The following is a 12,885-nucleotide window of genomic DNA, read 5'->3' as shown; positions in this document are numbered from 1 at the left end:
GAACCCTGTGGGAGCGGGCTTGCCCGCGATAGCGGAATGTCAGTCAACGAATATGTTGAATGTGATACCGCCATTGCGGGCAAGCCCGCTCCCACAGGGTTCTGGGTGTGTAAGGGCAATTTGCTGCTGCACTGTTGGTACGGCAACAGTTCAAGCGGCATCGGAATACCGATCCCCAGCAAACCCTGGCTGCCAGCGCCCGGCATGGTCCCTGCAATCCCCCTCGGCACTACTGCCGATCCAAGGAGCTGCCCCCCATGACCGAACACCAGGTAATCAATCCACTGTCCATTGGCACTGACTATGAAGCGCTGGCCGCGAGATTCCGGCCGATTTTCCAGCGTATTGCCGCCGGGGCCGTTGAGCGCGAACAGTCGCGCAGCCTGCCTCACGAACCGATTCAATGGCTCAAGGAAGCCGGTTTCGGCGCGGTGCGCGTGCCGGTCGAATACGGTGGTGGCGGCGCCTCCCTGCCGCAGTTGTTTGAGCTGCTGATTGAACTGGCCGAAGCCGATTCCAACGTGCCCCAAGCCCTGCGCGGGCATTTCGCGTTTGCCGAGGATCGCTTGAACGCCACGCCGGGACCGGCCCGGGATCTCTGGTTCAAACGCTTCGTCGAAGGCGACATTGTCGGTTGTGCCTGGACGGAAATCGGCAGCGTGGCCATCGGCGATGTGATCACCAAAGTCTCGCCCCATGGCGACCGCTGGCGGCTCAACGGTGAGAAGTTCTACAGCACCGGCAGCCTGTTTTCCGACTGGATCGATGTCTACGCCCAGCGCAGTGACACCGGTGGCGACGTGATCGCGGCGGTGCGTACACGCCAACCGGGGATCGTGCAAAGCGATGACTGGGACGGTTTCGGTCAGCGCACCACGGGCAGCGGCACGTCGCGGTTTATCGATGCCGAGGTGGACGCCGAGAACGTCATCGACTTCGCCACCCGCTTCAAGTACCAGACGGCGTTTTATCAACTGGTCTTGCTCGCCACCCTCACCGGGATCGGACGCGCCGCGTTGCGTGATGTGGCGCATCAGGTGCAGGCGCGCAAACGTATTTACAGTCATGGCAACGCACCGCGCGCCAGTGAGGATGCGCAGGTGCAACAGGTGGTCGGGGAAGTGGCGGCGTGGGTGTACGCCGCTGAAGCCAGCGCCCTGAGGGCGGCACAACCGGCGCAACGGGCGTATCTGGCGCGGTTTTCCGGGGATGACGCGCTGGAACGAGCGGCAAATGTCGCCGCCGAAATCGAATCGGCGAAAGCACAGGTAGTGGTGTCAGAGTTGATTCAGCGGGCGACCACCGAGCTGTTCAATGCATTGGGGGCTTCGGATATTCGCGAGGGTAAATCGCTGGACCGGCATTGGCGTAATGCGCGGACGGTGTCGTCGCACAATCCGGTGATCTACAAGGCGCGGATTGTCGGGGATTGGGCGATTAACGGGACTGAGCCGCCGTTTGTGTGGCAGATCGGGAATGGGCCTGCCGCAAAGTGATGTAGCGCCTGACAGTCAGTCTTCGCGGGCAAGCCCGCTCCCACAGGGGAATGTGATGACCTGTAGGAGCGAGGCTTGCCCGCGAAGAGGCCGGATGGGTCGCAGCAAAAGTTGGATATAGGTAAGATACCGGCCCTTCCCCGCAGCCCTTTCCTGCGCCCCGCCGAATAAGCCGATTCCATGCCTTTCGAACTCAGTGTTGACCTCACCACCCTGGCCATTCTGGCCGTTGTCGCCTTCATTGCCGGTTTCATCGACGCCATTGCCGGCGGCGGTGGTCTGTTGACCACCCCGGCGCTGCTGACCGCCGGCCTGCCACCGCATCTGGTGCTGGGCACCAACAAACTCAGTTCGACCTTCGGCTCGGCCACCGCCAGCTTCACCTTCTACCGGCGCAAGCTGTTCCATCCCCGGCAGTGGGTGCACGCCATAGTCGGCACGCTGGTCGGCGCGTTGACCGGTGCGGTGGTTGCGCATTACCTGCCCGCCGAATGGCTGAACAAGATGCTGCCAGTGATTGTGTTCGCCTGCGGCCTGTACCTGTTGTTTGGTGGCACGCCGAAAGCGCCGCTGGACAGCAACGCGCCGATCAAGAAAAAGTGGCAATCGACCCAAGGCTTCAGCCTCGGTTTCTACGACGGCGTGGCCGGCCCCGGCACGGGCGCGTTCTGGACCGTCAGCAGCCTGCTGATGTACCCCATCGACCTGGTGAAGGCCAGCGGCGTGGCCCGCAGCATGAACTTCGTCAGCAACATTGCGGCGCTGTCGGTGTTCATCTTTTCCGGGCAGGTGGACTGGATCATCGGCCTGAGCATGGGCCTGTCGGTGATGGTCGGTGCATTTTTCGGCGCCCGCTCCGCCATCAGCGGCGGAGCCAAGTTCATTCGTCCGGTGTTCATCACCGTGGTGCTGGGCCTGACCGTGCGGTTAGCCTGGCAACACTGGTTCAGCGTGGCCTAAACGCCGCGCCACATAAACGTCGATCAAGTAACGGGCAATCGAGCGTGACGCCGGCAACGGCGGCAGCTCGTGCACGTTGAACCACTGGGCGTCCTCGATCTCGTCTTCCTGGCAAATAATCTCGCCGCCGGCATACTCGGCGTGAAAGCCGAGCATCATCGAGTGCGGAAACGGCCAGCACTGGCTGCCCATGTACTGGATGTTCTTGACCTCGATCTGCACTTCCTCGCGAACCTCGCGAATCAGGCAGTCCTCGGCCGATTCGCCCGGTTCGGCGAATCCCGCCAGCGTGCTGTAGACCCCGGTGACAAACCGCGGTGAACGCGCCAGCAGCACTTCATCGCCACGGGTGATCAGCACGATCATGCTCGGCGAAATGCGCGGGTAATAACGCAGGTCGCACGGTTCGCAGTACATCGCCCGTTCACGGAAGACTTGCCTGGTGGCTTGCCCGCAATTGCCGCAAAAGCGGTGCTCGCGGGCCCAGGTGCCGATCTGCGCGGCATAACCCAGCATCTTGTAAACGGTGTGATCACCGTCGAGCATGAACGCCCGCAGGCCTTTCCAGTTGCAGCCCGGCACGTCGCTGTGACTGCGCAGTTCCAGCAGATACACCGGCTCGTCATCCAGGTGGCCTATGCCATGTTCGGCAAGAATCGACAGGTCCTGACGCTTGAGCCATTCGCGCGGGAACAGCGCGCCATTGTCATCGAACAGAAAGCCTTCCGGGCTGCGCGCAACGGCCCAGCCGCCCGGTTGATCGGTGTCCAGTACTGCGGTGGTCCAGCGTGAAGTCATTTTTCAATCAATCCAGAAATTCGGGTTTCTGTTTGCTCAAATGGGCGGCCATGGCCACGCGCATATCAGTGGATTGCAGCATGGCGGCGTTCCAGGTGGCGACGTATTCGAGGCCGTCGTCGATGCGATGATCGCGCATGTAGCTGATCATCTCTTTGGTGCCGGTGACCGCAATCGGCGACTTGCTGGCGATGTCGCGAGCAATGCCCATGACACCGTCGAGCAGGCTCGCGGTATCGCTGTAGACGCGATTGACCAGGCCGATGGTGCGCGCTTCCTCGGCGCCGAACGAGCGACCAGTGTAAGCCAGTTCTCGCAGCATGCCGTCACCGATGATCCGCGGCAAGCGTTGCAAGGTGCCAACGTCGGCGGCCATGCCGATGTCGATTTCCTTGATCGAGAATTGCGCGTCTTCGGCGGCGTAACGCATGTCGCAGGCGGCAATCAGGTCGATCGCGCCACCCAGGCAATAACCCTGAATCGCCGCCAGCACGGGCTTGCGGCAATTGTCGACGGCATTGAAGGAGGCTTGCAGCGCCAGAATCTTGCGGCGCAGCAAGCGTGCATTGCGGCCAACGTCCTTGCCCAGCTCATTGGCCACACCGGCCAGCATCATCAGATCAATGCCGGACGAGAAATGTTTGCCGGCGCCACTGAGCACCACCACCCGCACTTCGTCGGTGTCGTCGATCCACTGGAAGATCTCGATGATCTCCTTCCAGAACGCAGCGTTCATCGCATTGATCTTCTCCGGACGATTGATTTGCACATGAGCAATTTTATCGGCCAGTTCGACGGTGAACGCGGTGTACTGAGACATGGCAGTGATCCTTTACCGGGCAAAAAAGAGGCCCGAACTATAACAAGGCATCCCGCTCGGCAGTAAGGCAGCGGTTCGGCCAAAAGCGGGACCTCAACGCGCACCACAATAGTGCGAACGCATGACAGCACTCGCACATTCGTGTGAACGCCCGGTTACTTTTTGGGGCTCAATCGCAAAAAAACATGCCCTTCGTCGGGGCGTTCCGGTGTCTATCCGGTACGTCCGTACCTCTTTGAACCGATTGTCGAACAATTTTGCCATATGACCTTCACCGCTCTAAGTTCTGGCCTAGACTCATTTTCGCGGGGCAAAACCGGTCGGTCACAAAGTGCAAAAAAAATCGAAACTTTTGCTCTTCTTGGTCGGTCCTCTGAAAGGTAGGTGCGTTGCGACTGGTGCAATCCTTGCAACGTCCACTCCAGCCATTCTGCTTCAACGCATGGCCAGCGCTTGCTGACCAATGCGTCGCGCGTTTGCGCCCAGCCAAAGGAATTGGCCACGAAACACCGTTTGCCAGACCTGAGAATTAGATCAACAACACGGGAGATTCATATGATCAGTGCGGCTTTAGATATTCAGGGAGAACGTGCTCATCAGCAGGTCGGCGATACGAGCGCCGTGAGCGCCCCAAGTGCCCAATCGATCAACGTCCCGAGCACCAAGACGCTGACCCCGGTGGCCAGCCAGAACCCCAATCGAAAGAAAGTGTTGTTCGTGACCTCGGAAATCGCCGACCTGGTGAAGACCGGCGGTCTGGGCGACGTCTCGGCCGCGCTGCCCCGGGCCATGGCGCAATTGCACGATGTGCGTGTGCTGATCCCCGGTTACCCGCAAGTGCTGCACAGCGAAAACCCGATTCATATTATTGGTGAGCTCGGTGGTCACGCCGCGCTGCCGCCCTGCAAGATCGGGCGCATGGACATGCCCGACGGTCTGGTCATTTACGTGTTGATCTGCCCTGAACTCTACGAGCGCGAAGGGTCGCCCTACGGCGCCAACAACGGTCGCGACTGGCCGGACAACCATATCCGCTTCGCCCGCCTGGGCCTGGCCGCTGCCGATATCGCCGCCAACCTCGCCCAGATCCACTGGTGCCCGGACCTGGTGCACGCCCATGACTGGCCCGCCGGCCTGGCGCCTGCCTACATGCACTGGCGTGGGCAGCGCACCCCGACGCTGTTCACCATTCACAACCTCGCTTATCAAGGCGTGACCAGTCTGGGGTCCTGCCCTGAACTGGGCATTCCCGCGCATGCCCTGCAACAGGAAGGCATGGAGTTCTACGGCAAGATGTCGTTCCTCAAGGCCGGCATGGCGTATTCGAGCCACATCACCACGGTCAGCGCCACCTACGCCCAGGAAATCACCACGCCGGCCTTCGGCTGCGGCCTCGACGGCTTTCTCGCCGCCAAGACCCAGCAAGGCCTGCTCAGCGGCATTCCCAATGGCATCGATGAGAGCTGGGACGCCGCCACCGACGAGCACCTGTCCCACCCGTTCAGCATCGGTGACTGGGAAGGCAAGGCGGTCAACGCGGCGCACGTGCGCGACCTGTTTGGCCTGGATGATTCGGAAGGCCCGCTGTTTGCCGTGGTTTCGCGCCTGGTCTACCAGAAAGGCCTGGACCTGACCGAAGCCGTGTCCGAGTACATCGTCGAATCGGGTGGCCAGATCGCGATCATCGGTCGTGGCGAGCCGGAAGAAGAACAAGCCATGCGTGAACTGGCCCTGCGTTTCCCGGGGCAAATCGGTGTACGCATCGGCTTCAACGAAACCGACGCGCGCCGCATGTTCGCCGGCAGTGATTTCCTGCTGATGCCATCGCGTTACGAACCGTGCGGCCTGAGCCAGATGTATGCCCAGCGCTTCGGCTCGTTGCCGGTTGCCCGCAACACCGGCGGTCTGGCCGACACCATCGAAAACGGCGTGACCGGTTTCCTGTTCGACGAATCCACCGTGGAGAGTTATCAGGAAGCCCTGAGCCGTGCCTTCAAGGTGTTTGCCTTTCCCGACCTGCTCAACGCCATGCGTTGCCGCGCCATGGCCGCACCGTTCAACTGGTGCAAGGCGGTCGAACCCTACGCCGAACTCTATGAGCAGCTTGTTGCTAAAGCACTGGGGAAATCGAACAGACAGTAAGAGGTTTTTGAACAATGCCGTTACGGACCCTTGAGACCTGGCCCCACGGCGCAATCATGCTGGACGCAGAGCACACGCGTTTTGCCTTGTGGGCGCCAGATGCGTTTTTTGTCAGTGTCGAACTGGAAGATGGACAATCCTTGCCGCTACTGCCTCAGGCCGATGGCTGGTTCGTGATCAAAACGCGTTGCCCCGCCGGCACGCGTTACCGCTACAACATCGACGGTGAGATTGAAGTCCCCGACCCGGCCTCCCGCGCACAGGCCGGTGACATTCACCTGCACAGCGTGGTGGTCGATCCCCTCGCCTACACCTGGCAGCACAGCACATGGTTGGGTCGGCCATGGAACGAGGCGGTGATCTACGAGTTGCACGTCGGCGCGCTGGGCGGCTTCAGTGAAGTCGAACAGCACCTCGAGCGACTCACGGCGCTGGGTATCACGGCCATCGAACTGATGCCCATTGCGCAATTTCCCGGTGACCGCAACTGGGGCTACGACGGCGTGCTGCCCTACGCGCCCCAGGCCTCCTATGGTACCCCCGAACAACTCAAGCACCTGATCGACACAGCCCACGGCCATGGCCTGGCGGTGATTCTCGACGTGGTCTACAACCACTTCGGCCCGGATGGCAATTACCTGCATCGCTACGCCAAGGGCTTCTTCAATGAAGACAAACACACGCCCTGGGGCGCCGCCATCGATTTCCGGCGGCGCGAGGTGCGCGACTTCTTCATCGACAATGCGTTGATGTGGTTGCTGGAATACCGCTTTGACGGATTGCGCTTTGATGCAGTGCACGCCATCGAAAGCCCGGACTTTCTTCAGGAACTGGCGCAACGAATTCGCCAGCAGACGGACCCGGCGCGGCATGTCTGGTTGACGGTCGAAAACGAGCACAACCAGGCCAGCCTGCTGCAGGAAGGGTTCGACGCGCAGTGGAACGACGACGGCCACAACGCGTTGCACGTGCTGCTGACCGGTGAAACCGATGCCTATTACGCCGACTACGCGGACAATCCCACAGAGAAACTGGCACGCTGCCTGAGCCAAGGCTTCGTGTTCCAGGGTCACACCAACCGCCACGGTGAAGCGCGGGGCGAGCCCAGCGGGCACCTGCCGCCCAGCGCGTTCGTGTTGTTTTTGCAGAACCATGACCAGATCGGCAATCGTGCGTTTGGCGAACGTCTGCCGCAACTGACCCACCCCGACGCGCTGAAAGCCGCGACCGCTCTGTTGCTGTTGTCGCCGATGATCCCGCTGATGTTCATGGGCGACGAGTTCGCCGCCGAGCAACCGTTCCTGTTCTTCACCAGCCATCACGGCGAACTGGCGGAACTGGTCCGCGAAGGCCGACGTAACGAGTTCGCCGCGTTCGATGCGTTTGCCGATCCGGAGAAACGTGAACGGATTCCCGACCCGAATGCGCAGCAGACCTTCGAAGACTCTCGTCCCGATCTGACTTCCAGTCGAGACTCCGGCATTTACCAGCTGTATCGCCAACTGTTGAAAATCCGCCATGAGCGGATCGTCCCGCACGTACCCGGCGCCCATCCACTGGGCGCCGATGTGCTGGGCAGAGGCGCGGTCACGGCGCGTTGGCAACTGGGCGACGGCAGTCTGCTGCGCATTGACCTGAACCTCAGCGACACGCCAGTGGTCCACTCCCCACAGGCCGGCACTTCGTTGTTGTTCGAACACCCACCGCAGTCCGCCGACCTGTTGGATCAGGGCACGCTTGCCCCGTATTGCGCGCTAGTCAGCCTCACGGCCGCAGCCCCTTTGCTACCCCCGGATGGAGAGCGCCAATGAGCGATGCGCAACTGGAAATACTGGCCAGCCGAGCTGGCCTGGCGGTCGACTGGATCGACGCCAACGGCCGCCCACAGAAAGTCGCTCCATCGGTATTACGCAACGTCCTGACCGGACTCGGCCACCCGGCCGGCAGCGCACAGGAAATCGACGCCAGCCTGCTCGAATTGCAGCAGGTGCAACAGACCCGACACCTGCCGCCGTTGCTGACCGCGGACGTGGGCGTGAGCCTGAACCTGGCGCACTACTTCGAGCCGCAAACACCCTGCGAGGTCCACCTTGAAGATGGCTCGCGGCTCAACCTGAAACTGGATGCCGAGGCGATGTTGCCCGGCCTGATTCCGGTCGGTTACCAGCATGTCAGCATTGAAGGCCAGTCCTTTACGCTGGCCGTGGCACCGTCGCGCTGCTACAGCGTCGGCGATGCCGTCGACAGTCCGATCCCGCGTGCCTGGGGCCTCAGCGTGCAGTTGTATTCGCTGCGCCGTCCCGGCGATGGCGGTTTCGGCGACACCCAGGCACTGGAGGATCTCGCCCGGGTAGCCGGTGAACGGGGCGCCGAAGCCTTGGCGATCAGTCCGCTGCACGCGATGTTCAGCAGCGACACCCAACGCTACAGCCCCTATTCGCCGTCCAGCCGTTTGTTTCTCAACAGCTTGTACGCCGCGCCCGGCGCGATCCTGGGTGAGCGCGCGATGCGCACGGCGATTGATGCCACGGGGCTCGCCGCTGAACTCAAGCACCTCGAAGCATTGCCACTGATCGACTGGCCCGTTGCGGCCGAAGCCAAGCATCGGCTGTTGCAGGCGCTGTACGAAGGCTTTGTCCACGGCGAACACCCGCTGCATGCCGACTTCAGCAGTTTCCGCCACGCGGCCGGCGAAGCCCTGGAAAACCACTGCCGCTTCGAAGCCATTCAGGAAGCCCGCGCCGCCAAGGGTGAAAACCTCGACTGGCGCGAATGGCCCGAGCAATGGCGCGATCCACGCAGCGCGGCACTGGCCGAATTCGCCGAAGAGAATGCCGGGCGCATCGGCTTCTTTGCCTTCTGCCAATGGCTGATCACCCGATGCCTGGAGCGTGCGCAAACCGCCGCCCGCAGCAGCGGCATGAGCATTGGCTTGATCGCTGACCTGGCGGTGGGTGCCGACGGTGGTGGCAGCCAGGCCTGGAGTCGCCAGGATGAATTGCTCGCCTCCCTGACCGTAGGCGCGCCGCCGGACATTCTCAACCGCACCGGCCAGGGCTGGGGGATTTCCGCGTTTTCGCCCGAAGGCCTGGTCCGCAACGGCTTTCGCGCCTTCATCGAAATGCTCCGGGCCAACTTCGCCCACGCGGGCGGTCTGCGCATCGATCACGTCATGGGCCTGCAACGGCTGTGGGTGATCCCCAACGGCGCAGTACCCGCTGACGGCGCTTATCTCTATTACCCGGTTGACGACCTTCTGCGCCTTCTGGCCCTGGAGTCCCATCGGCATCAGGCCATCGTCCTCGGCGAAGATCTCGGTACGGTGGAGGACAGCCTGCGGGAAAAACTCATCGCCCGCTCGATCCTCGGCATGCGCGTGATGCTGTTCGAACAGGACAACGCCCACTTCAAGCCGATCCTCGATTGGCCGGACAACGCCCTGGCGACCACCAGCACCCATGACCTGCCGACGCTCAATGGCTGGTGGCATGGCCGCGATATCGACTGGAATGCCCGACTGGGGCTGGTCGATGCCCAAGGTGAAATCGAGTGGCGCCATCATCGTGAACGGGAACGCGAAGGCCTGCGCCGCGTGTTAAGCGAAGACCCGCAGAACTTTCGCGAAGAGTCCCACGAAACCGATCAGGTGCTCGATGCGGCCATCCGCTTCCTCGGTCACACCCGGGCGCCGCTGGTGTTGCTGCCGCTGGAGGATGCCCTGGGCATCGAACAGCAGGCCAATCTGCCCGGTACCATCGACACCCACCCCAATTGGTCGCGTCGTTTGCCCGGTGACAGCGAAGCGCTGCTCGACGACCCGGACGCCGCCCGGCGCCTGGAACTGCTCGCGTGTGCGCGACTTCAGGCCGCCGAGCGTGACCGATGAATCAGCCACGTCTTCAACCGCTGCGCGCAACCGTGCGGCTACAGTTTCATAAAGACTTCACGCTCGACGATGCGGTGCCGCTGGTGCCGTATTTCGCCAGCCTCGGCATCAGCCATGTCTACGCCTCGCCACTGCTGAGCGCCCGCGCCGGCTCGATGCACGGCTATGACGTGGTGGACCCGACCACGGTCAACCCCGAACTGGGCGGCGAAGCGGCGTTGCGGCGGCTGGTCAGCGCGTTGCGTGCGCAGAACATGGGATTGATCCTCGACATCGTCTCCAACCACATGGCTGTCGGCGGCGGTGATAACCCCTGGTGGCTGGACTTGCTGGAATGGGGACGCCTGAGTCCTTATGGCGAGTTCTTTGACATCCAGTGGCATTCGCCCGATCCATTGATGGAAGGCCAGCTGCTGCTGCCGTTCCTCGGCAGCGACTACGGCGTTGCGTTGCAGGACGGCACCCTGCCCTTGCGCTTCGATGCACAGCATGGTGCGTTTTACGTCGAACACTACGACCACCATTTCCCGATTTGCCCGATGAATTACGGCGAACTGCTGAAAGCGGATGACGAGCAACTCAAGTCCCTGGCCGACCGCTTCAGCACCCTGAGCTATCAGACCGACGCCCACAGTCTGGCGATGCCGTTGAAAGACGAGCTGCGCGAACTGGCCAGCGACCCGATCGTGCTCCAGGCCATTGAACAGAACCTGAAAGCCTACGATTCGCTTACGCCGGACGGCTTCCAGCGTCTGCATCAATTGCTGGAACGCCAGAGCTACCGCCTCGCCAGTTGGCGCACGGCGGCGGACGACATCAACTGGCGGCGCTTTTTCGATGTCAACGAACTGGGTGGGCTGCGCGTGGAGCGTCCGGCGGTGTTCGAAGCGACCCACGCGAAAATCTTCGAACTGGTGGCTGAAGGCCTGATCGACGGCTTGCGTATCGACCACATCGATGGCCTCGCCGACCCGCGCGGTTATTGCCGCAAGCTGCGGCGCCGGGTCGACAGCCTGGTGCCGGATCGGCACTTGCCCATTTACGTCGAGAAGATCCTTGGCGAGGGGGAAACCCTGCACCGTGACTGGTCGGTGGACGGCACCACCGGTTACGAATTCATGAACCAGTTGTCGTTGCTGCAACATGATCCCGCCGGGGCAGAAACCCTGGGTGAACTGTGGAGTCGCTACAGCGAACGACCTGCCGATTTCCGGCAGGAAGCACAACTGTCGCGTCAGCAGATCCTCAACGGTTCCCTCGCCGGCGACTTTGAAAGTGTCGCCCAGGCCATGCTGCAAGTGGCCCGGGAAGACCTGATGACCCGCGACCTGACCCTCGGCGCGATTCGCCGGGCGTTGCAGGAATTGATCGTGCACTTTCCGGTGTATCGCACTTACATCAGTCCCCGTGGACGCTCGGCGCAAGACGATGTGTTTTTCCAGCAAGCCATGGACGGTGCGCGGCAAACCCTCAGCGAAGCCGATTGGCCCGTGCTCGATTGCCTCGCCCGATGGCTGGGGGGTGAACCGTGGCGCCAACGTCCGGTGGGGCGCTCGCGCAAGATCCTCAAGCACGCCTGCGTACGTTTTCAGCAACTGACCTCGCCCGCGGCAGCCAAAGCCGTGGAAGACACTGCGTTCTATCGTTCGGCGGTCTTGTTGTCGCGCAATGACGTGGGATTCAGCACCGAGCAGTTCAGCGCGCCGGTGGCCGATTTCCATGCCGCGTGCCTCAATCGCCTCGAAGAGTTCCCCGACAACCTGCTGGCTACCGCAACCCATGACCATAAACGCGGCGAAGACACCCGCGCCAGGCTGGCGGTGTTGAGCGAGCGCAGCGCGTGGTTCGCCTGGCAGGTGCCGCTCTGGCAAACACTGGCCCGGCCGCTGCGCGACAACGACCAGATGCCGTCCGCGGGCGATGAGCTGATCCTGTATCAGGCGCTCCTCGGCAGCTGGCCACTGGATCTGCGCGATGACGATAAGGCGGCGTACGAGAACTACACTCAACGTGTGTGGCAGTGGCAACAGAAAGCCTTGCGCGAAGCCAAGTTGCAAAGCAGCTGGAGCGCACCCAACGACGCTTACGAACAGGCGGCGCACCAATTCCTCGAACGCCTGCTGCTCAGCCCCGAAGGTGAACGGCTGCGCGCAGCCCTGAGTAAAGCGGCGATATCGATTGCTGCACCCGGCGCCCTCAACAGTCTGGCGCAAACCTTGCTGCGCATGACGGTGCCGGGCATACCCGACCTTTACCAAGGCAATGAGTACTGGGACTTTTCCCTGGTCGACCCGGACAACCGCCGCCCGGTGGATTACGCCAGTCGACAACAGGCGATGCACCGTCCGCCGGACCTGCCGGATCTTTTGGCGAACTGGCGTGACGGGCGCATCAAACAAACCTTGATTGCGCGCACGTTGAACCTGCGCGCCGAGCATGCCGAGCTGTTTCACCGTGGGTCTTATCAGGCGCTGGAAGTGGTCGGCAGCGAGGCACACCGGGTGCTGGCATTTGCACGCTCGTACAACCGGAAGCAGGCCATCGTGATCGTACCGATACGCTGCGCAAGCCTGCTGGAAAACAGTGCCGAACCCAGGGTCGGTGCGCAGCAGTGGGGCGATACGCGGGTCAAATTACCGTTCACCACCCCTGACGACAATCTGAAGGGACTTTTTTCCAGCGTCGCAGTCACAGAACACAAGGAGCTGATGATTGGCGCCGCGCTGGGGGATTTCCCGGTCAATCTCTTTATCCAAAACTTTGAGTTCAGTTCAGGAGCATAG

8 protein-coding genes are annotated in these 12,885 nt (G+C 62.0%); 6 read left to right on the top strand and 2 right to left on the bottom strand.

Annotated features, from left to right (window positions below):
* Positions 1 to 257: 257 nt before the first annotated feature.
* Both J2Y86_RS02560 and J2Y86_RS02555 read left to right on the top strand, forming a co-directional pair.
* Complete coding sequence (locus J2Y86_RS02560) at positions 258 to 1,496, top strand: acyl-CoA dehydrogenase family protein (protein WP_253427881.1); 1,239 nt, start codon at positions 258 to 260, stop codon at positions 1,494 to 1,496.
* Positions 1,497 to 1,676: 180 nt separating this feature from the next.
* Complete coding sequence (locus tag J2Y86_RS02555; RefSeq protein ID WP_223434540.1) at positions 1,677 to 2,456, top strand: TSUP family transporter; 780 nt, start codon at positions 1,677 to 1,679, stop codon at positions 2,454 to 2,456.
* Here the strand turns inward: J2Y86_RS02555 and nudC are convergent.
* Positions 2,424 to 3,254, bottom strand: coding sequence for an NAD(+) diphosphatase (nudC, locus tag J2Y86_RS02550; RefSeq protein WP_253427880.1), 831 nt, complete (start codon positions 3,252 to 3,254; stop codon positions 2,424 to 2,426). The two genes, J2Y86_RS02555 and nudC, sit on opposite strands and share 33 nt — an antisense overlap.
* A 7-nt stretch (positions 3,255 to 3,261) precedes the next feature.
* Entirely contained in the window at positions 3,262 to 4,074 is an 813-nt protein-coding gene (locus tag J2Y86_RS02545) for a crotonase/enoyl-CoA hydratase family protein (RefSeq protein WP_253427879.1), read from the bottom strand.
* 555 nt (positions 4,075 to 4,629) lie between these two features.
* On the opposite strand from J2Y86_RS02545, the gene glgA reads away from it, so the two are divergent.
* Genes glgA through J2Y86_RS02525 form a run of 4 tightly spaced genes read left to right on the top strand, consistent with a single transcriptional unit; the run spans position 4,630 to position 12,885 of the window.
* On the top strand, positions 4,630 to 6,216 hold the full coding sequence (gene glgA, locus J2Y86_RS02540) for a glycogen synthase GlgA (RefSeq protein WP_253427878.1): 1,587 nt from the start codon (positions 4,630 to 4,632) through the stop codon (positions 6,214 to 6,216).
* 14 nt (positions 6,217 to 6,230) lie between these two features.
* Positions 6,231 to 8,027: a malto-oligosyltrehalose trehalohydrolase gene (gene treZ / locus J2Y86_RS02535; RefSeq protein WP_253427876.1), complete on the top strand. Its 1,797-nt coding sequence runs from the start codon at positions 6,231 to 6,233 to the stop codon at positions 8,025 to 8,027.
* A complete protein-coding gene (gene malQ, locus J2Y86_RS02530) occupies positions 8,024 to 10,102 on the top strand; it encodes a 4-alpha-glucanotransferase (RefSeq protein ID WP_253427874.1) in 2,079 nt (692 codons plus the stop codon). The genes treZ and malQ overlap by 4 nt, the downstream gene beginning before the upstream one ends.
* The gene (locus tag J2Y86_RS02525; RefSeq protein ID WP_253427872.1) at positions 10,099 to 12,885 is read left to right on the top strand and encodes a malto-oligosyltrehalose synthase; all 2,787 of its coding nucleotides are present in this window, start codon (positions 10,099 to 10,101) and stop codon (positions 12,883 to 12,885) included. Before malQ ends, J2Y86_RS02525 begins: the two co-directional genes overlap by 4 nt.

This window comes from Pseudomonas migulae, assembly GCF_024169315.1.
Classification (GTDB): domain Bacteria; phylum Pseudomonadota; class Gammaproteobacteria; order Pseudomonadales; family Pseudomonadaceae; genus Aquipseudomonas; species Aquipseudomonas migulae_B.
The sequence above is the reverse complement of the archived record's forward strand: the minus strand, read 5'-3'. Positions and strand labels throughout refer to the sequence as shown.